Source organism: Saccharopolyspora sp. 6V, from assembly GCF_020176785.1.
In the GTDB taxonomy this organism is placed as follows: Bacteria; Actinomycetota; Actinomycetes; order Mycobacteriales; family Pseudonocardiaceae; genus Saccharopolyspora_C; species Saccharopolyspora_C gregorii.
Map to the genome: position 1 here is coordinate 1 of NZ_JAIUKB010000007.1, position 18,799 is coordinate 18,799.

The 18,799-nt window shown below is 72.1% G+C and carries 15 protein-coding genes; 9 read left to right on the forward strand and 6 right to left on the reverse strand.

Annotated features, from left to right (window positions below):
• Window positions 1-129 precede the first annotated feature (129 nt).
• From LCD35_RS01250 to LCD35_RS01270, 5 genes are all read right to left on the reverse strand, one after another.
• Complete coding sequence (locus LCD35_RS01250; protein WP_255614048.1) at window positions 130-426, reverse strand: DUF202 domain-containing protein; 297 nt, start codon at window positions 424-426, stop codon at window positions 130-132.
• A gap of 32 nt (window positions 427-458) precedes the next feature.
• Window positions 459-857, reverse strand: coding sequence for a YidH family protein (locus tag LCD35_RS01255; RefSeq protein ID WP_225043590.1), 399 nt, complete (start codon window positions 855-857; stop codon window positions 459-461).
• Between the two features lie 107 nt (window positions 858-964).
• Window positions 965-1,360 carry an SSI family serine proteinase inhibitor gene (locus LCD35_RS01260; RefSeq protein ID WP_224958296.1) on the reverse strand — a complete coding sequence of 132 codons (396 nt, stop codon included), beginning with the start codon at window positions 1,358-1,360 and terminating at the stop codon, window positions 965-967.
• Window positions 1,361-1,853: 493 nt separating this feature from the next.
• A complete protein-coding gene (locus LCD35_RS01265) occupies window positions 1,854-3,542 on the reverse strand; it encodes a long-chain fatty acid--CoA ligase (protein WP_224967359.1) in 1,689 nt (562 codons plus the stop codon).
• 355 nt (window positions 3,543-3,897) lie between these two features.
• On the reverse strand, window positions 3,898-4,617 hold the full coding sequence (locus LCD35_RS01270; RefSeq protein WP_224967360.1) for a MerR family transcriptional regulator: 720 nt from the start codon (window positions 4,615-4,617) through the stop codon (window positions 3,898-3,900).
• A gap of 108 nt (window positions 4,618-4,725) precedes the next feature.
• Between LCD35_RS01270 and LCD35_RS01275 the strand changes: the two genes are divergently transcribed.
• From LCD35_RS01275 to LCD35_RS01285, 3 genes are read left to right on the forward strand one after another with little or no spacing between them, the layout of a single operon-like run.
• A complete protein-coding gene (locus LCD35_RS01275; RefSeq protein ID WP_224967361.1) occupies window positions 4,726-5,862 on the forward strand; it encodes a CaiB/BaiF CoA-transferase family protein in 1,137 nt (378 codons plus the stop codon).
• Between the two features lie 5 nt (window positions 5,863-5,867).
• Window positions 5,868-7,010 carry an acyl-CoA dehydrogenase family protein gene (locus LCD35_RS01280; protein ID WP_224958300.1) on the forward strand — a complete coding sequence of 381 codons (1,143 nt, stop codon included), beginning with the start codon at window positions 5,868-5,870 and terminating at the stop codon, window positions 7,008-7,010.
• Window positions 7,011-7,027: 17 nt separating this feature from the next.
• The gene (locus tag LCD35_RS01285) at window positions 7,028-8,176 is read left to right on the forward strand and encodes an alkaline phosphatase family protein (RefSeq protein ID WP_224967362.1); all 1,149 of its coding nucleotides are present in this window, start codon (window positions 7,028-7,030) and stop codon (window positions 8,174-8,176) included.
• 171 nt (window positions 8,177-8,347) lie between these two features.
• On the opposite strand, the gene LCD35_RS01290 is transcribed toward LCD35_RS01285, so the two are convergent.
• Complete coding sequence (locus LCD35_RS01290; protein WP_224967363.1) at window positions 8,348-8,848, reverse strand: YbaB/EbfC family nucleoid-associated protein; 501 nt, start codon at window positions 8,846-8,848, stop codon at window positions 8,348-8,350.
• A 239-nt stretch (window positions 8,849-9,087) separates the two neighbouring features.
• On the opposite strand from LCD35_RS01290, the gene LCD35_RS01295 reads away from it, so the two are divergent.
• From LCD35_RS01295 to LCD35_RS01320, 6 genes are all read left to right on the forward strand, one after another.
• On the forward strand, window positions 9,088-10,572 hold the full coding sequence (locus LCD35_RS01295; RefSeq protein ID WP_225043591.1) for an FAD-linked oxidase C-terminal domain-containing protein: 1,485 nt from the start codon (window positions 9,088-9,090) through the stop codon (window positions 10,570-10,572).
• Window positions 10,572-11,810 carry an FAD-binding oxidoreductase gene (locus tag LCD35_RS01300; protein ID WP_225043592.1) on the forward strand — a complete coding sequence of 413 codons (1,239 nt, stop codon included), beginning with the start codon at window positions 10,572-10,574 and terminating at the stop codon, window positions 11,808-11,810. Before LCD35_RS01295 ends, LCD35_RS01300 begins: the two co-directional genes overlap by 1 nt.
• Complete coding sequence (locus LCD35_RS01305; protein ID WP_224967365.1) at window positions 11,807-13,138, forward strand: (Fe-S)-binding protein; 1,332 nt, start codon at window positions 11,807-11,809, stop codon at window positions 13,136-13,138. The genes LCD35_RS01300 and LCD35_RS01305 overlap by 4 nt, the downstream gene beginning before the upstream one ends.
• Window positions 13,139-13,330: 192 nt before the next feature.
• Window positions 13,331-14,914, forward strand: a complete 1,584-nt coding sequence (locus tag LCD35_RS01310) for an L-lactate permease (protein WP_225043593.1) — start codon at window positions 13,331-13,333, stop codon at window positions 14,912-14,914.
• Between the two features lie 183 nt (window positions 14,915-15,097).
• Entirely contained in the window at window positions 15,098-16,312 is a 1,215-nt protein-coding gene (locus tag LCD35_RS01315) for an acetyl-CoA C-acetyltransferase (protein ID WP_224958310.1), read from the forward strand.
• A gap of 134 nt (window positions 16,313-16,446) precedes the next feature.
• Window positions 16,447-18,666, forward strand: a complete 2,220-nt coding sequence (locus LCD35_RS01320; protein WP_225043594.1) for a 3-hydroxyacyl-CoA dehydrogenase NAD-binding domain-containing protein — start codon at window positions 16,447-16,449, stop codon at window positions 18,664-18,666.
• The last annotated feature ends 133 nt before the right edge of the window (window positions 18,667-18,799 follow it).

Consider the following 18,799-nt stretch of genomic DNA (forward strand, 5'->3'; position numbering starts at 1 on the left):
GGGGCCCCCGCGGGGGGCGGGGGGGGGGCCCCGGGCCCCACCACCTGCGGCCTCCCCTCCCTCACCCCCCGGCCGGCGCGCGCCCGCGCGGCGGCGGGCGCCCCCCCCCCCCGCGGGGGGGGGGCGCCGTCACATCAGCAGCACGTACACCGCGCCGATCGCGCCGGCCAGCAGCGCGAGCGCGGTGAACGCCGCCTGCAGCACGCCGTCCGGCAGCGGTTCCTCCGCGCGCAGGTTCCGCTCCGCCTGCCGGTGCCTGCGCCACGACGCGACCGCGATCACCGCCGCCAGCGGCAGCGCCACCGCGGCGCACACCGCGGCCGCGACCGCGCTGCGGTGCGCCAGCAACCGCAGCAGCACCATCAGGCCCACCACGAACGTCAACCCGGTCCGCAGCCAGGCCAAGGTCGTGCGCTCGACCTGCAAGCCCGGATCCCACGGGCCCTGCCCCGGCACGCTCAGAACCCGTTGACCAGCAGCAGCACCGTCGCCGCCACGCCGACCACGCCGAGCCCGAACCCGAGGACCGGCGCCAGCTTCGGTGGCGGCAGCGGGGCCTTCCTGCGCAGCGCCCGCTCCATCGTCATCCACCGGCCGAACGCCGCCACGCTGCACACCACGCCCGCGAGCAGCAGCAGTACCGCCAGCGAGGTCCGCAGCGGATCCGGGCCGGGTGACATCGCCGCGTTCAACGCCTCCACGCCGACACCCGCCGCCATCAACGCCAAGGCGGTGCGGATCCACGCCAAGAACGTGCGCTCGTTCGCCAGCGTGAACCGGGGATCCGGTTCCTCGCCCACCCCGTAGATCCGGTGCGGCCAGCGCCTACACGCGGGCTCTTCGTTCTCGGCAGCCATACCGCCACCGTAGTGCGACCGGAGCAGCGCGAATCCGTCGAGGGGGCGATGCCGCGGGGCACCGGCGCGGCGCTCGGCCGGATCCGGTGCCCTGCGGACGGGAGAGCTCAGAAGTCGAACACGGCCCCCGCGGCGGACGCCGCCACGCACTGGTTGCCGAACTCCTTCTCGAAGTGCACCGGGCGGCCCTGCCAGGTGCCGTGCGCCGTGCCGACCACCGGCTTCAGCTCCATCGTGCACTGGCCGGTGTGCGCCTGGCCGAGCTGCTCGAAGTCGCCGCCCGCCGTGGTCAGGCTGTCGCAGGCCGCCGCCGCGTTCGGGTGCGAACCGCCCACCGGCTCGCAGCGCAGCGACACCGTGCGCGGCAACTCCGCCCGGTCCTTCGCCGCGATCGTCAAGGTCAGGTCGCTCTGCGTCGCAGCCGCGCCCGCCGTCGCCGGGGTGAGCACGAGGACGGCCGTCGCCGCGAGCAGAAGACCGCGGATGAAGCGGGTGGCAGCCATGTCGGTGCGCCTCCAAGAGGTAGTGGGGAAGACTCCGCACAGATCTATCGGCAGCGGCCCCGCGATTTCCGCACCTGCGACCGAAGATCACCAGATCGTGGGGTGCACGGACGGGGAGGTGGTCACCCTCGGCTCATCTGGATCGAGCGCCGCGGCTGGAGTGGATCACTCCAAAGTGGAGAGGATGAGGCTAGGTGCGGAGGCGTCCGTTCGTTCGAACTCCGGTGACAGGAAGGTTCCCTTGCCCGCACCGGTGACAGGAAGGTTCCCTTCATCGCACCCGTGACCGGAAGGTTCCCCTGCTCGCCCCGGCCCACGCCGGTCGCGTCCACACCTGCGATGTGACAGGAAGGTTCCCTTCATCGCACCCGTGACCGGAAGGTTCCCCTGCTCGCCCCGGCCCACGCCGGTCGCGTCCACACCTGCGATGTGACAGGAAGGTTCCCTTCATCGCACCCGTGACCGGAAGGTTCCCCTGCTCGCGGCCGGCCCGTCAGCCGTACAGCTCGTCCAGCACCTCGGCGTACTTGGTGTGGATGACGCGCCGCCGCAACTTCAACGCGGGACTGAGCTCGCCACCCGCCGCACCCCACGGCCGGTCCAGCACGCGGTGCGCGCGCACCTGGCCGGAGCTGCCCAGCGCGGCGTTGGCCGCGTCCACCGCGCGGTCCACTTCGGCCAGCACCTGCGCGTCGCGGGCGAGCTCGGCGAGATCGGTGGTGCCGATGCCGTGCGCGGCCGCCCACGCAGGCGCGGTGTCCTCGTCGAGCACGACCAGCGCGACGACGTGCGGCCTGCCGTCGCCGAAGGCGAGCGCGTGCCCGATCAGCGGGTGCGCGCGCAGCGCGTTCTCCACGACGCTGGGGGCGACGGTCTCGCCGTGCGAGTTGATGATCAACTCGCTCTTGCGGTCGGTGATGGTGAGGTAGCCGTCGTCGACGTGCCCGACGTCCCCGGTGCGCAACCAGCCGTCGGCGCCCGCCGCCGCCCGGACCAGGCCGTCCTCCTGCAGGTGCCCCGCGCAGACCACGGGGCCGCGCACCAGCACTTCACCGTCCTCATCGATGCGGACCTCGACGCCGGGCAGCGGGGTGCCGACGGTGCCGAAGCGCACCGCGCCCGGCCGGTTGGTGGTGGCCCAGCCGCTGGACTCGGTCGACCCCCACGTCTCGAAGATGTCGAAGCCGAGCCCGGAGAACAGCTCCAGCAGGTCGCGGCGCAGCGGCGCCGCCCCGCTCGCGCCCCACACGGTGCCGTCGAGACCGAGCCCGCTGAGCACCTCGTGCTTCTCGGCCGCGGTGTGCGCGGTGGGCTGGGCGCGGGCGAGGGCGGCGAGCCGTTCCCACATCCGCGGCACCCCGAAGAACGTGTGCGGACGAACCTGCGGCAGCACCCGCACGGCCTCGGCGATGCCGTTGCAGAAGTGCACGTGCGCGACGTCGTGGATGGCGCTGTAGACGTTGCCCGCGCGCTCCGACATGTGCGCCATCGGCAGGTAGCACAAGGTCCCGGCGTGCGGCGGCGCGCCCGTGACCAGCTGCCGGGCGGAGGCTGCGGCGAGCACGTTGCGGTGGGTCAGCACCACGGCCCGCTGCATCCCGATCGCGTCGGGGGAGTAGAGCACGGTCACCGGATCGTCCGGCACCACGTCCGCGGTGCGCCGCCGAACCAGCTCCGGGTCCTGCCGCAGCAGCCCGCCGCCGCGTTCGCGCAGCGTCGCCCAGGTGCGGAAGCGGGTGTCCTCCGCGGGGATCGCGGCCTCGTCGACGACGATGACGTGGCCGAGCGCGTCCGGTTCGCGCAGCGCCGCCGACCAGCGGCGCACGTGGTGGGCGTTGCCGAGCACGGCGATGTGCGCCCGGCTGTGCCGCGTGACGTCGCGGATCTCGCCGGAGCTCGACGCGGGGTGCACGGCGATCGGCACCGCCCCGAGGTGCGTGGCGGCGACGTCGGCCAGCCACTGCTCCGCGCCGTTCGACATCATCAGCACCACCGTCTGGCCGCGCTGCAACCCGAGGTCGGCGAAGCCCGCGGCGAGGTCCTGCACCGCCTCCGCCGCCTCGCCCCAGCTCCAGGTCCGGCCGTCCGCGGTCAGCGCCGGGTGGTCCCGGTGCTCGGTCGCGTTGCGCTCGAACAGGTGCGGGATGGTCGCGGTCAGCGTCGGTGCCGGTGATGTGCTCATGTGGCTCCTCCACTCACGAGGCGGCCACGTGCGTGACGCGAGGTTCGTGGTGACCTCGCCGATGAAACCGCACCGGAGGCCCGTTTGGCCAGTAGGCGGACGGGTGCCGTCGGGAGCGGGGTGCGGGGGCTCCGGCTGCACCGCGTGTTCGGGGCTCGTGCCTGGCGCGCCCCCGGGTTCGGCCGTCCGAGGAGCCGGCTCGCTCGAACGGGCCGCTGTCCGGATCGCTACCGGTGACCGCCGAGCGCTCGGCGCACCGGCGGCGGGCCGGGTGGCAGGAAGGTTCCCTTCACCGCACCGGTGATCGGAAGGTTCCCTTGCTCGCGTCGGTGGCAGGAAGGTTCCCTTCCGCCGATCAGACGTGGTCGCGGATGACGTCGTTGATCGCGTTCTGGAACCCGTTGACGAGCACGTGGATGGTCAGCGGCCGCAGCTGCTGGGTGGCGACGTGCACCCGTTCCCGCTCTTCTTCGGGCCGTCCGCGTTCGAGGTAGGGCCGCAGCACGTTCGCGGCGAACAGTTCGCGCAGCTCGACGGCGATCTGCGAGGTGTGCTGCTCGACGATGTCCTTGGCTTCGAGGAGCATGCCCTGCGGCAGGTCGAGGTCGAGGATCTGCAGCCCGACGCCGAGCATGGCGGAGTTGGACAGCCGCACCCGGCTGAGGTCGTCGTCGAGGGCTTGGAGGATGCCGAGCGAGACGAGCTTGCCGACGAGCTCGTCGTCGAGCTGCCGCCCGGCGCGCTGGCTGAGCTCGTGCCGGGTGAGGTCTTCGCTCTGGTCGCTGGTCCACGGCGCGAGCAGTGCGCGGTGCAGCGCGAGGTCTTCGGCCGTGGCGTCGTCGGGGATCCGCTCCAGGTGCCGTTCGATGGCGGAGAGGGTGAACCCGAGCGCTTGCAGTTCCCGGATGAGGTCGAGCCGCGCCAGGTGGTCGCCGCCGTAGAGGCCCAGCCGCCCGCGGAGCCGGGGCGGGGGCAGCAGACCGCGGGACGCGTAGAAGCGAACGGTCCGCACGGTGACGCCGGCGCGCGCGGCCAACTCGTCGATGGTCAGCTCTTCGTCCGCGGTTCGGAGCATGGTCGGGGAGCTTACTCCTTGACCGCTGTGACACCAACGATGTAACACTGATTGCGTCGCGACACGGTGTCGTGCGCGGCGTGCGGCCGCTGGCGGAGAGGTGCAGGCGTGACGGCAAGAGGTGACGGCCCCCTCGCGGGCCTGCGGGTGGTGGAGCTGGCGGGCCTCGGACCCGCTCCGTTCTGCGGGATGCTGCTGGCGGACCTGGGCGCGGACGTGGTCCGCGTCGGCCGCCCCGGCGGGGCTCCCGGCGAGCACGACCTGCTGGACCGGGGCAAGCGCGCGATCTCGGTGGACCTCAAGCACGAGCAGGGCCCGGAGACGGTGCTGGCGCTGGCCGAACGCGCCGACGTGCTCATCGAGGGCTTCCGGCCGGGGGTCGCCGAACGCCTCGGCGTCGGTCCCGAGCAGTGCTGGGAGCGGAACCCGAAGCTGGTGTTCGGCCGGATGACCGGCTGGGGCCAGGACGGTCCGCTGGCGCAGACCGCGGGCCACGACATCGGCTACATCGCGTTGAGCGGCATGCTGCACGCCATCGGCCGCAGCGGTGGCCCGCCGCAGGTCCCGGCGAACCTGCTGGGCGATTTCGGCGGCGGCGCCCTGTACCTGGCGGTGGGCGTGCTGTCCGCGGTGCTGAACGCGCGCAGCACCGGGCAGGGCCAGGTCGTCGACGCGTCCATCGTGGACGGTGCCGCGCACCTGGGTTCGATGCTGTTCGGGTTCGCCGCCGCCGGCGCGTGGCAGGAGCGGCGCGGCACGAACCTGCTCGACACCGGCGCGCCCTACTACGACGTGTACGAGACCTCCGACGGCGAGCACGTGGCGGTCGGCGCGCTGGAACCCAAGTTCTACGCCGAGCTGGTCGACCGCCTCGGCCTCGACGACCTCCCGGACCGCGACGACCCGGCGAACTGGCCCGCGCTGCGCGAGCGGTTCGCCGCGACCTTCGCGAGCCGCACTCGCGCCGAGTGGACCGAGGTCTTCGACGGTTCCGACGCCTGCGTCGCCCCCGTGCTGTCCATGAGCGAAGCCCGGCAGCACCCGCACCTGCAGGCCCGCGGCACCCTGCCCAGCCCCGGTGGCGTGCTGCAGCCCGCGCCCGCACCGCGGTTCTCCCGCACCCCGAGTTCACCGCCGCGCCCGGTCCCCGCCCCGGACACCGCGGTGCTGGCCGACTGGCAGGTGCCCACCGCGGCGGACCTGCTGGCGTCCGGCGCGATCCACCAGGCCCGAGAGGAAGCGTGACCCGCATGCGCAGGGAACTGTTCGAAGCCGAGCACGAGGCGTTCCGCGAGACCGCCAAGGCGTTCATCGCCAAAGAACTCCTCCCGCACCAGGAGGAGTGGGAGGCAGCGGGCGTCGTCAGCCGCGACGCGTGGCTGGCCGCCGGCGAGCAGGGCCTGCTCGGCATCGCCGTCGACGAGACCTACGGCGGCGGGGGAGTCGACGACTTCCGGTTCAACGTGGTGTTCGACGAAGAGCTCGTCAACGCCGGTATCAACGGCTTCGGCGTGCCCGTGCACAGCGACATCAACATCCCCTACCTGACCCGGCTGGCCACCGAGGAGCAGAAGCGGCGCTGGCTGCCCGGCTTCTGCACTGGCGAGATCATCAGCGCCATCGCCATGACCGAACCCGGCGCGGGCAGCGACCTGCAGGGCATGCGCACCACCGCGGTCCGCGACGGCGACCACTACGTGCTCAACGGGCAGAAGACGTTCATCTCCAACGGCATCAACGCCGATCTGGTGATCGTCGCCGCCCGCACCGACCCGGACGCGGGCGCGCAGGGCATCAGCCTGCTCGTCGTCGAGCGCGGCATGGACGGTTTCGAACGCGGCCGCAACCTGGAGAAGATCGGGCAGAAGTCCCAGGACACCGCCGAGCTGTACTTCAACGACGTGCGGGTGCCCGCGGCGAACCTGCTCGGCGAAGAGGGCCAGGGCTTCATCTACCTGATGCAGAACCTGCCGCAGGAACGGCTGTCCATCGCCGTCGCCGCCGCCGCCAGCGCCGAGAAGATCCTGGAGATCACCAAGCAGTACTGCCGGGACCGCACCGCCTTCGGCCGCCCCATCGGCAAGTTCCAGAATACCCGTTTCGAACTGGCCGAGATGGCCACCGAGGTGCAGATCGGCCGCGTGTTCGCCGACCGTTGCGTCGCCGACCACGTCCGCGGTGAACTGAGCGTGGAACACGCCGCCATGGCCAAGTGGTGGCTCACCGAGATGAACAAGCGCGTCGTGGACCGCTGCCTGCAGCTGCACGGCGGCTACGGCTACATGCTGGAATACCCCGTCGCGAAGGCGTTCCTCGACTCGCGCGTGCAGACCATCTACGGCGGCACGACCGAGATCATGAAGGAGATCGTGGGGCGCTCGCTGGGGATCTGAGTCGGAAGAGGTGCGGCATGGACTGGATGGTCACCCCCGCGGCGGACCGGGCGCTGTCCGACGTGCTGCCCTCCACGCTGGCCGCCCTCGGCACCGCCGGGTTCACCGACGTGCTCGGGATCCCGCGGTGCCGTTCGGCGGCCGTGCTGCTCGTCGACGGGCTCGGCTGGTCGCTGCTGCGCGAGCACGCCGCCGACGCGCCGGCGCTGAACTCGCTGGCCACCGGTGAACCGCTCGTCGCCGGATTCCCCACGACCACCGCCACCAGCATCACCTCGCTCGGCACCGGGCGGCGCGCCGGTGAGCACGGGATCGTCGGCTACACCTTCGCCGAACCCTCCGGCGGTCTGCTGCACCCGCTGGCGTGGGTGAGCCGCGGCGCCGACGGGCGGCGGCGCGGGCTGCTCGACGAGTGGCCGCCGGAAACCGCCCAGCCCACCCCGACCGCGCTGGAACGCGCCGCCGAAGCCGGGGTGGCCGTCCGCTCCGTCGCGCCCGCCGAGTTCGGCGGGACCGGGCTGACCAGGGCCGCGCTGCGCGGCGGCGAGTTCCGCGGCGTGCACGCGCTCGGCGACCTCGGTGCGGAACTGCTCGCCGCGCTCGCCGAGCCCGGGCCCGCGCTGTGCTACGGCTACCACGGCCACCTCGACCTCGTCGGCCACGTGCACGGGCCCGGTTCGTTGCCGTGGCGGATCCAGCTCGCCCAGGTCGACCGGCTCGTCGACTCGCTGCTGCAACGGCTGCCCGCGGAATCGGTGCTGCTCGTCGTCGCCGACCACGGCATGGTCGCCGTCGACCCGGCCGACGCCGTCGACGCCGACTCCGAACCCGCGCTGCGCGCCGGGCTGCGGCTCATCGGCGGCGAACCCCGCGCCCGCCACCTCTACCCGCTGCCGGGGGCGCGCGACGACGTGCTGCACGCCTGGCGGGACGTGCTGGGGGAGCGCGGCGCCGTCGTGACCCGCGAGCAGGCCGTCGACGACGGGTGGTTCGGCCCCGTCGTCACCGACGAGGTGCGCTCGCGCATCGGCGAGGTCATCGCCGTGCTGCGCGACGGCGCGGTCGTGCGGTCCGCGGCCGAACCCGGCGAATCCGCGTTGCGCGGCCACCACGGCTCGCTCACCGCGGCCGAACAGCACGTGCCGCTGCTGATCGCGCGGGGATGAGCGCGGCGCGCCGGTGACCGGTCGCGTCCGGGCGGCCGCCGGGAACGGTCGATCCGGGCTCGTGGTCGCCGGTGTCGGTCCGTCGATGCAGCGCCGATCGCGTTCGCCCGTCCTGCGTCGACCGGTTCTGCGTCGACCGGTTCTGCGTTCGCGGGTTCTGCGTTCGTCGGTTCAGCGGAGGAAGGAGTCGCGGGAGAAGTCCTCGTCACCGGGGTCGTCGTCGCGGAGGGGCCGGTTCGGGCGGGACCGCGGCGGCTGGGCGGGCCGGTCGGCCGCGGGCGGTGCCGGTCTCGGCGCGGGTTCCGCCGCCGCGTCGACGTCCGCGGGCGGCTGCGCCCCGTGCGCCTGGTAGGCCTCGCGGAACTGCTCGGCCCGATCGCCCAGCACCGGTTCCACGGTGGCGTTCATCGTCTCCGCGGCCCGCTGGGTGGCCTGCCGGATGGTCTGCACGATCGTCTGCTGCAGCTCGGTGTGCGAGCGGCGCATCGCCTCCGGGCTCAGCCGCAGGTCGAGCACCGCGCCGGACGGGGCGACGGTCACGGTGACCGCACCGTCCTGGCTGCGCGCCTCGCCGCGGATCTCGCTCATCTTGTCCTTGAGCTGTGCCGCGGCCGCCGCCTGCTCCTCGAAACGGGACAGCATCTCCCGGACGCGCTGCTGGGCGCTGGACATGAAAAGTCTCCCCGACTTCCGAACGTTTTCAGAGAGCGTAGCCAGTGCCGGTGGCGGGCCGCGGACGTTCCGCGGTTTCCGCTCCGCGCCGAACCTCGGAGGTGGTGACGAGGAGCACAATGGGGGTGCGGCGATGCCTCGTCGGCCTCTTGTATCTATGCGGCGATCCGCCTAGAGTTCCCGACGGACGGAATGTTGCTTCCGCATAGCGAAATCCTCAGTGGTGAGGAGGCGTGCCCATGTCCACCACCAGCGCCGCGACCGCCCCCGACCTCGACCGGCTCGTGCGGCACCTGCGCACCGCGCTGCCCGAACGCGCGGTGATCACCGATCCGCAACGGCTGCGCACCTACGAATGCGACGGGCTCGCCAGCCACCGCGTCGTGCCCGCCGTCGTCGTCCTCCCGGAAACCACCGAACAGGTCCAGCACGTCGTCACCGCCTGCGCCGAGCAGGACGTGCCGTTCGTCGCGCGCGGCTCCGGCACCGGCCTGTCCGGCGGGGCGCTCCCGCACTCCGACGGCGTCCTCATCGTCACCGCCAAGATGCGCCGCATCCTCGACGTCGACATCGCCAACGAACGCGCCGTCGTCGAACCCGGCGTCATCAACCTCGACGTCACCCGCGCCGCCGCCCCGCACGGCTACTACTTCGCGCCCGACCCCTCCAGCCAGCAGGTCTGCTCCGTCGGCGGCAACGTCGCCGAGAACTCCGGCGGCGCACACTGCCTCAAGTACGGGTTCACCACCCACCACGTGCTCGGGCTGCAGGTCGTGCTGCCGAACGGAGAACTCGTCGAACTCGGCGGCACCGCCCGCGAAGCACCCGGCTACGACCTGCTCGGCGCGTTCATCGGCAGCGAAGGGACCCTCGGCGTCGTCACCCGGATCACCGTGCGGCTGCTGCGCGCACCCGAAGCCGTGCAGACCCTGCTCGCCGGCTTCCGCACCACCGACGACGCGGGCGCCGCCGTCTCCGCCATCATCAGCGCCGGAGTCACCCCCGCCGCCATCGAGATGATGGACGCGCTCGCCATCGAAGCCGCCGAACAAGCCGTCCACTGCGGATACCCCGACGGAGCGGGCGCCGTCCTCGTCGTCGAACTCGACGGGCCCACCGCCGAAGTCGAGCACACCTTCGCCGAGGTGAAGCGGCACTGCGACCGGCACGGGGCCTTCGAGATCCGCGTCGCCGCCGACGACCAGGAACGCGCCACCATCTGGAAAGGCCGCAAATCCGCGTTCGCCGCCGTCGGCCGCATCAGCCCCGACTACATCGTCCAGGACGGGGTGATCCCGCGGACCGCGCTGCCCGAAGTGCTCGGCCGCGTCGCCCGCCTCTCCGCCGACTCCGGCGTTCGCGTCGCCAACGTCTTCCACGCCGGAGACGGGAACCTGCACCCGCTCGTGCTGTTCGACGACGCCGAGGACGGCGCCGCCGAACGCGCCGAAGCCGTCTCCGGCGCCATCCTCGACCTCTGCATCGAACACGGCGGCTCCATCACCGGGGAGCACGGCGTCGGTGCCGACAAGGTCAAGTACATGGGCCGCATGTTCACCGACGACGACCTCGACACCATGCAACTCCTGCGGTGCGCGTTCGACCCCGCCGGGATCTGCAACCCCGGCAAGGTGTTCCCCACGCCGCGGCTGTGCGGCGAAGTCCCCGGCCCCCGCCGCGGCGTGCACCCGCTGACCGAAGCAGGATTGGCGGACCAGTTCTGATGACCACCACCCGCGCCGCCCTCCACGATCGGCTCGGCGACCGCCTCCGCGACGCCACCGAACACGACGAGATCGCCGGCATCCGGCCCCGCTGGGTCGTCACCGCCGCCGACACCGCCGACGTCGCCCACGCGCTGCGCGCCGCCGCCGACCACGACCTCACCGTCGTGCCCCGCGGCTCCGGCAGCAGACTCGACTGGGGACCGGCGCCCACCTCCGCCGACCTGCTGCTCGACCTCGCGCCCTGCGCAGGCATCCTCGAACACGCCGCGGGCGACCTCGTCATCAGCGCCCGCGCCGGAACCCCGCTGGGCGCGCTGCACGACACCGCCGCCGCAGCAGGTCAACGGCTGCCCATCGATCCGCCGCAGCCCACCGCCACCGTCGGCGGCGTCGTCGCCACCGGCACCTCCGGACCCGCCCGGCACTACTTCGGCGGAATCCGCGACCTGCTCATCGGCATCACCGTCGTCCTCGCCGACGGGACCACCACCACCTCCGGCGGCAACGTCGTCAAGAACGTCGCCGGATACGACCTCGGCAAGCTCTACACCGGATCCCTCGGCACCCTCGGCGTCATCACCGAAGCCGTGTTCCGGCTGCACCCCCTCGCCGCCGAACACCGCTGGATCAGCAGCACCACCCACGACCCCGGCGACGCCGCAGGCATCGTCGACGCCCACCGGCACAGCCAGGCCATGCCCACCGCCATCGAACTCGACCGGCCCGAACCCGGCGGACCCATCACCATCACCGCGCAGCTCGAAGGCCGCCCCGACGCCACCCACGCCCGCGCCGACGCGCTCGCCCGCACCGTCGGCGGCGAAGTCCACGAGCACCCGCCCGGCTGGTGGGGCGCGCACCCCTTCCCCGCCGACGGCACCGGCCTGCGCATCGGCACCGAACCGGCCGCGCTGGCCGACCTGCTCCGCGCCGCCGACCGAGCCGCCACCCGCACCGCACTGCCGCTGGCGCTGCGCGGCGCCGCCGGACTCGGCGTCCTGCACGCCGGACTCCCCGGCGCCGCCGACCCCGCCGCCACCACCGAACTCGTCACCGCGCTGCGCGCACTGCCCGGCTACACCGCGCTCGAACGCGGCACCCCCGCCGTCCGCGCCGCCCTCGACCCGTGGGGGCCGCGACCCGCCGCGCTGACCGCGCTCGACCGGCAGCTCAAGGACCGCTTCGACCCCGGACACCGACTCGCCCCCGGCCGCCACGCGGGAGGAATCCGATGACCGACACCGAACCCGACGACGTGCTCCGCGGCGGAGCGTTCGACGCGCTGCACCCGCCGCAACGCGAACTCGTCGACGACTGCGTCCACTGCGGGTTCTGCCTGCCCAGCTGCCCCACCTACGACCTGTGGGGCGAAGAGATGGACTCGCCGCGCGGCCGCATCTACCTCATGAAGGAAGGCCTCGAAGGCGAACCCATGACCGACACCATGGTCGGCCACATGGACGCCTGCCTCGGCTGCATGGCCTGCGTCAGCGCCTGCCCCTCCGGAGTGCAGTACGGCACCCTCATCAACGAGACCCGCGCCCAGATCGAACGCAACCACACCCGCGGGCGCTGGGAGAAGCTGCTGCGCACCGCGATCTTCACCCTCTTCCCGCACCCGCGCAGGCTCCGCGCGCTCCGCGGACCCCTCGCCCTCTACCAACGGCTCCGCATCGGAGCACTGCTGCGCCGCACCGGGATCACCGACGCGCTGCCACCTCACCTGCGCACCATGGAATCCCTCGCACCGCCCATCACCCGGGCGCCCCGGCTCGGCCGCCGCGTGCCCGCACGCGGACCGCGCCGCGCCACCGTCGGCATGATCACCGGCTGCGTGCAGAGCGCCTTCTTCCCCGACGTCAACGCCGCCACCGCCCGCGTCCTCGCCGCCGAAGGGTGCGACGTCGTCATCCCACCCGCGCAAGGGTGCTGCGGCGCGCTCAGCGAACACTCCGGCCGCGAAGCCGAAGCCACCGCCTTCGCCCGCGCCCTCCTCGACACCTTCGAGCAGACCCGCGTCGACCACGTCGTCATCAACTCCGCCGGCTGCGGCTCCACCCTCAAGGACTACCCGCGGCTGCTGCGCGACGACCCGCACTACGCCGCCAAGGCCGAACGGTTCGCCGCCCAGGTCCGCGACATCACCGAACTGCTCACCGAACTCGGACCCGCCGCCACCCGGCACCCGCTGCCCGCCACCGTCGCGTACCACGACGCCTGCCACCTCAGCCACGGCCAAGGCATCCGCCGCCAACCCCGCGACCTGCTGCGCGACATCCCCGGCATCGAACTCCGCGAAATCGATCGCGGCGAACTGTGCTGCGGCTCCGCCGGGATCTACAACCTGCTCCAACCCGACGCCGCCCGCGAACTCGGCGACCGCAAGGCCGGCCACGTCCACGACACCGGCGCGCAACTGCTCGTCACCGCCAACCCCGGGTGCTCCATGCAGATCCGCGCCGCCCTCGAACGGCGCGGGGAAGCCATGCCGATGGCGCACACCGTGCAGGTGCTCGACGCGGCCATCCGCGGGGTGGGGGTGGACGGGTTGCTGCGGGGTTGAGCTCCGCGTGACAGGAAGGTTCCCTTCATCGCACCGGTGACCGGAAGGTTCCCTTGCTCGGAGCCCGCAGCGGACGTCCCGTCAAGGCGCTGAGCGCACCCCGAACCCGGGCCGGCCGGCGCTACCAGCGGCAGTGGTGCGCGGTTATCGTCGCCGTCTCGGCCCGTCGGCCTCCGCCACGAAGGAGTGGTCGTGTACCAACAGATCCTGGCCCCGCTGTTCGGTTCGCTCGGCTGGAGCGCCCTCGCGGCCGCCCTGCCGCTGCTGGTCCTGTTCGCCCTGCTGGGTGTCGCGCGCATGACCGCGTGGAAGGCCTCGCTCATCGCGTTGGCCGTCGCGCTCGCGGTCGCGGTGTTCGTGTACCCGATGCCGGTCGACCAGGCCCTGCTGTCCGCCGTGCTCGGCGCGGCGTTCGGCTTCTTCCCGATCCTGTGGATCGTCATCAACGCGATCTGGATCTACCAGATGACCGTCACCACCGGGCACTTCGACGTGCTGCAGCGGAGCTTCTCCCGGGTCAGCGGGGACCGGCGGATCCAAGCGGTGATCATCGCGTTCTGCTTCGGCGCGCTGCTCGAAGCGCTCGCCGGCTTCGGCACCCCGGTCGCGATCACCACGGTGATGCTGCTGGCGCTCGGGATCAGCCCCATGACCTCGGCCGTCGTGGCGCTCGTCGCGAACACCGCGCCCGTCGCCTACGGAGCGCTCGCCTCGCCGCTGGTCACGTTGGCCAGCGTCACCGAACTGCCGCTGGACGAGCTCGGCGCCATGACGGGCAGGCAGACCCCGGTTCTCGCGGTGATCGTGCCGATGGTGCTCGTCGGCATCATCGACGGGGTGCGGGGCGTGCGCGAAACCCTCCCGGCCACCCTCACCTGCGGCATCACCTTCGCCGTCGCCCAGTTCGCCGCCGCGAACTACGTGTCCGTGCCGCTGACCGACATCATCGCGGCGCTGCTCGCGGCCGGGGCGACCGTGCTGCTGCTGCGGGTGTGGACGCCGCGCGGAGCGGAACCGCCCGCGACCGGAGGTGTCGACGGGCGCGGCGAAGTGCTCCGCGCCTACGCGCCATACCTGATCATCATCGCGGTGTTCGTCGTCGCCCAGCTCGGGCCCGTCGCCGACCTGCTCGAGACCGTCACACTCAAGTTCGGCTGGCCAGGGCTGGACGTCCGCGACGCGGGCGGGGACGCGCTGTCGCTCACCGAGTTCAAGCTGAACTGGCTGTCCAGCGCCGGATCGTTGCTGCTGATCGCCGGGCTCATCACCATTCCGGTGATCGGGATCCGGGCGCGCGACGCGCTCGGCCGCTACGGCGCCACCTACCGGCAGCTCGCGTTGCCGATCGTCACCGTGATGGCGGTGCTCGCCATCGCCTACGTCATGAACACCTCGGGGCAGACCGCGACGCTCGGCACCTGGATGGCCGCCACCGGCGGGCTGTTCGCGTTCCTCTCGCCGATCCTCGGCTGGCTCGGCGTCGCCGTCACCGGATCCGACACCTCGTCGAACTCGCTGTTCGGGGCGCTGCAGGTGACCGCGGCCGAACAGGCCGGGATCGAACCGATGCTCGCGGCCGCCGCCAACGGATCCGGCGGTGTGCTCGGCAAGATGATCTCCCCGCAGAACCTGGCGATCGCCGCGGGCGCCGTCGGCATGGCTGGGCGTGAAGGGGACCTGTTCCGCCGCGTCCTGCCGTTCAGCCTCGGATTCCTGCTGCTGATGTGCGTGCTGGTGGCGTTGCAGTCGACGCCGGTGCTGTCCTGGATGACCTGAGCAGGGGAACCTTCCGGTCACGGCGCCGCCCTCACCCGTGCCGACCGGGTACGAGGAAGGGAACCTTCCGGTCACCAGTGGCAGAAAGGTTCCCTTCCTCGCACCCGCACGCCATTGACTGTGACAGTGCTGGTGTCACACTCTGGATGGAGAACCAGGCCGCAACGAGGAGGCACGTCGCCCATGTCCGAGGCGCTCGTCTACGAAGCGATCCGCACCCCGCGCGGACGCGGCAAGAAAACCGGCTCGCTGCACGGGACCAAACCGATCAGCCTCGTCGTCGGACTCGTCGACGAACTCCGCAGGCGCCACCCGGGCCTCGACCCCGAGCTGATCGACGACCTCGTGCTCGGCGTCGTCTCCCCGATGGGCGACCAGGGCGGCGACATCGCCAAGACCGCCGCGCTCGCCGCCGGCCTGCCCGACACCGTCAGCGGCGTCCAGCTCAACCGCTTCTGCGCATCCGGGCTCGAAGCCGTCAACGTCGCCGCCCAGAAGGTCCGTTCCGGCTGGGAGGACGCCGTCCTCGCGGGCGGCGTCGAATCCATGTCGCGAGTGCCGATGGGCTCCGACGGCGGTGCCTGGGCGATGGACCCCGAGACGAACTTCGACACGTCCTTCGTGCCCCAGGGCATCGGCGCCGACCTGATCGCCACCCTCGAAGGCTTCGACCGCGCCACCATCGACGCCTACGCCGCCGAATCCCAGAACCGGGCCGCCAAGGCTTGGGCCGACGGCCGCTTCGCCCGCAGCGTGGTGCCCGTCGTCGACCGCAACGGCCGCACCGTGCTGGACCGCGACGAGCACATCCGGCCCGGCACCACCGCCGACTCCCTGGGCGGTCTCCAGCCGTCGTTCGCCGCCATCGGCGACATGGGCGGATTCGACGCGGTCGCCCTGCAGAAGTACCACTGGGTGGAGCGCATCGACCACGTGCACACCCCCGGCAACTCGTCCGGCATCGTCGACGGCGCCGCGCTCGCCCTCATCGGTAGCGAGAGCCTCGGCGACCGCACCGGCCTGCGCCCGCGCGCCCGCGTCGTCTCCACCGCGCTCAGCGGAGCCGACCCGACGATCATGCTCACCGGTCCCGGACCCGCCGTGCGCAAGGCGCTCGCCAAGGCGGACCTGACCATCGACCAGATCGACCTGGTCGAGATCAACGAGGCCTTCGCCGCGGTTCCGCTGCGGTTCATGAAGGAATTCGACCTGCCGCACGAGAAGGTCAACGTCAACGGCGGCGCCATCGCCATGGGCCACCCGCTCGGCGCGACCGGTGCCATGATCCTCGGCACCCTCATCGACGAACTCGAACGCCGCGAGCAGCGCTACGGCGTGGCCACCCTGTGCGTCGGCGGCGGCATGGGCATCGCCACCGTCATCGAACGGCTCGGCTGAACCCACCCCGCACCGACCCCGGCACCGGCCGCCCCGCCGCGATGAAGGGAACCTTCCTGCCACCGGTGGCAGAAAGGTTCCCTTGCTCGCACCCCGCCGGCCGGTGTTCGCGAACCACGAAGGGCACCTACGCCATGAGCGACCAGAGCACCATCCGCTGGACCGAGGACGCCGACGGCATCGTCGTGCTCACCCTCGACGACCCCCAGCAGCAGGCGAACACGATGAACGACCGCTACCTGCGGTCGATGGAAGAGACCGTGCAGCGCCTCCAGGCCGAGCGCGAGAAGATCACCGGCGTGGTGATCACTTCGGCGAAGAGCACCTTCTTCGCGGGCGGCGACCTGCGCGACCTCGTCAAGGTCCGCCCCGCCAACATCGAGGAGTTCGCCGAGGTCAGCGCCACCAGCAAGCGGCAGCTGCGCGCCCTGGAGACGTTGGGCGTCCCGGTCGTCGCCGCGCTGAACGGCACCGCCCTCGGCGGCGGACTGGAGATCGCCCTCGCCTGCCACCACCGCATCGCCCTCGACGGCCCGAAGACCCGCTTCGGTCTGCCCGAGGTCACCCTCGGCCTGCTGCCCGGCGCCGGCGGCGTCGTCCGCACGGTCCGCATGCTCGGCATCGCCGACGCCCTGCTCAAGGTCCTCACCCAGGGCCAGCGGCTGCGCCCGGAGAAGGCCAAGGAGATCGGCCTCGTCGACGAGGTCGTCACCGACGCCGACGCCCTCCTCGACCGCGCCAAGCAGTGGATCAAGGACAACCCCGGTGCCGTGCAGCCGTGGGACGAGAAGGGGCACAAGATCCCCGGCGGCACCCCGTCGAACCCGAAGTTCGCCGCGAACCTCCCCGCGTTCCCCGCGAACCTGCGCAAGCAGCTCAAGGGCGCCCCGATGCCCGCGCCGAAGAACATCCTCGCCGCCGCCGTCGAAGGTGCCCAGGTCGACTTCGACACCGCCCTGGAGATCGAAGGCCGCTACTTCGTCGACCTCGCCAGCGGCCAGACCTCGAAGAACATGAGCAAGGCGTTCTTCTTCGACCTCCAGCACATCAACTCCGGCGGCAGCAGGCCCGACGGGTTCGAACGCTGGACGGCGAACAAGGTCGCCGTGCTCGGCGGCGGCATGATGGGCGCGGGCATCGCCCATGTGTGCGCGAAGGCGGGCATGCAGGTGGTGCTCAAGGACGTCTCCGCAGCCGCCGCCGAGAAGGGCAAGGCCTACTCGGAGAAGATCCTCGACAAGGCCGTCGCCAAGGGCCGCACCACCGAGGCCGAACGCGACGAGGTCCTCGCCCGCATCACCCCCACCGACCAGAACGACCAGCTCACCGGCTGCGACCTGGTCATCGAGGCCGTGTTCGAGGACACCGCGCTCAAGCACCGGGTGTACGGCGAGGTCGAAGACGTCATCGACGGGGACGCCCTCATCGCCTCCAACACCTCCACACTGCCGATCACCTCCCTCGCCGAAGGCGTGCGCCGCCGCGAGGACTTCATCGGCCTGCACTTCTTCTCGCCGGTCGACAAGATGCCGCTCGTCGAGATCATCCGCGGTGAGCAGACCAGCGACCGCGCGCTGGCCAGGGCGTTCGACGTCGTGCAGCAGATCAAGAAGACGCCGATCGTCGTCAACGACAGCCGCGGCTTCTTCACCAGCCGCGTCATCGGCACCTTCCTCAACGAGGGCGTGTCGATGCTCGGGGAGGGCATCCACCCGGCCACCATCGAACAGGCCGCCAACCAGGCCGGATTCCCCGCGCCGGTGCTGCAGCTGTTCGACGAGCTCACCCTCACCCTGCCGCGCAAGATCCGAGCCGAGACCAAGCGCGCGCTCGAAGCCGCCGGCGGCACCTGGACCCCGCACCCGGCCGACGAGATCCTCGACCGGATGGTGGAGGAGTTCGAGCGCCCCGGCCGGTCCGGCGGCGCCGGGTTCTACGAGTACACCGACGGCGTCCGCGCCGGGCTGTGGCCCGGACTCGTCGATGAGCTCGGCGCGGGCAGCATCGACCCGTCGGAAGTCGTGCTCGAGGACCTCGTCGAACGGCTGCTGTTCATCCAGGCCGTCGAAACGGTCCGCTGCCTGGACGAGGACGTGCTGCGGTCCGTGCCGGACGCCAACATCGGCTCGATCTTCGGCATCGGCTTCCCCGCGTGGACCGGGGGAGTGGTGCAGTACATGAACGGCTACCCCGGCGGCCTCCCCGGATTCGTCGAGCGCGCCCGGGCGCTCGCCGAGCGCTACGGGGAGCGCTTCACCCCGCCGGCATCCCTGGTCCGCAAGGCTGAAGCCGGCGAGTCGTTCGACCTCGGCGAGCCGGACGCCGAGATCGTCAGCGCCACCTCCGCGGCGTGACCACGAGGTCGCCTTCCGATCACCGGTGACCGGAAGGCGACCTTCCGCGCACCGCAGTCCCCCCGCCACGGGGCGGTCCGGAGCATGCGAGCAAGGGAACCTTCCTGCCACCGGTGGCAGGAAGGTTCCCTTG

What these genes read in the sequence shown, in the direction of transcription:
- LCD35_RS01255 (WP_225043590.1), bottom strand. Translation starts at nt 857, where the DNA reads ATGGCTGCCGAGAACGAAGAGCCCGCGTGTAGGCGCTGGCCGCACCGG.
- LCD35_RS01260 (WP_224958296.1), bottom strand. Translation starts at nt 1,360, where the DNA reads ATGGCTGCCACCCGCTTCATCCGCGGTCTTCTGCTCGCGGCGACGGCC.
- LCD35_RS01265 (WP_224967359.1), bottom strand. Translation starts at nt 3,542, where the DNA reads ATGAGCACATCACCGGCACCGACGCTGACCGCGACCATCCCGCACCTG.
- LCD35_RS01270 (WP_224967360.1), bottom strand. Translation starts at nt 4,617, where the DNA reads ATGCTCCGAACCGCGGACGAAGAGCTGACCATCGACGAGTTGGCCGCG.
- LCD35_RS01280 (WP_224958300.1), top strand. Translation starts at nt 5,868, where the DNA reads ATGCGCAGGGAACTGTTCGAAGCCGAGCACGAGGCGTTCCGCGAGACC.
- LCD35_RS01285 (WP_224967362.1), top strand. Translation starts at nt 7,028, where the DNA reads ATGGACTGGATGGTCACCCCCGCGGCGGACCGGGCGCTGTCCGACGTG.
- LCD35_RS01290 (WP_224967363.1), bottom strand. Translation starts at nt 8,848, where the DNA reads ATGTCCAGCGCCCAGCAGCGCGTCCGGGAGATGCTGTCCCGTTTCGAG.
- LCD35_RS01295 (WP_225043591.1), top strand. Translation starts at nt 9,088, where the DNA reads ATGTCCACCACCAGCGCCGCGACCGCCCCCGACCTCGACCGGCTCGTG.
- LCD35_RS01300 (WP_225043592.1), top strand. Translation starts at nt 10,572, where the DNA reads ATGACCACCACCCGCGCCGCCCTCCACGATCGGCTCGGCGACCGCCTC.
- LCD35_RS01305 (WP_224967365.1), top strand. Translation starts at nt 11,807, where the DNA reads ATGACCGACACCGAACCCGACGACGTGCTCCGCGGCGGAGCGTTCGAC.
- LCD35_RS01315 (WP_224958310.1), top strand. Translation starts at nt 15,098, where the DNA reads ATGTCCGAGGCGCTCGTCTACGAAGCGATCCGCACCCCGCGCGGACGC.
- LCD35_RS01320 (WP_225043594.1), top strand. Translation starts at nt 16,447, where the DNA reads ATGAGCGACCAGAGCACCATCCGCTGGACCGAGGACGCCGACGGCATC.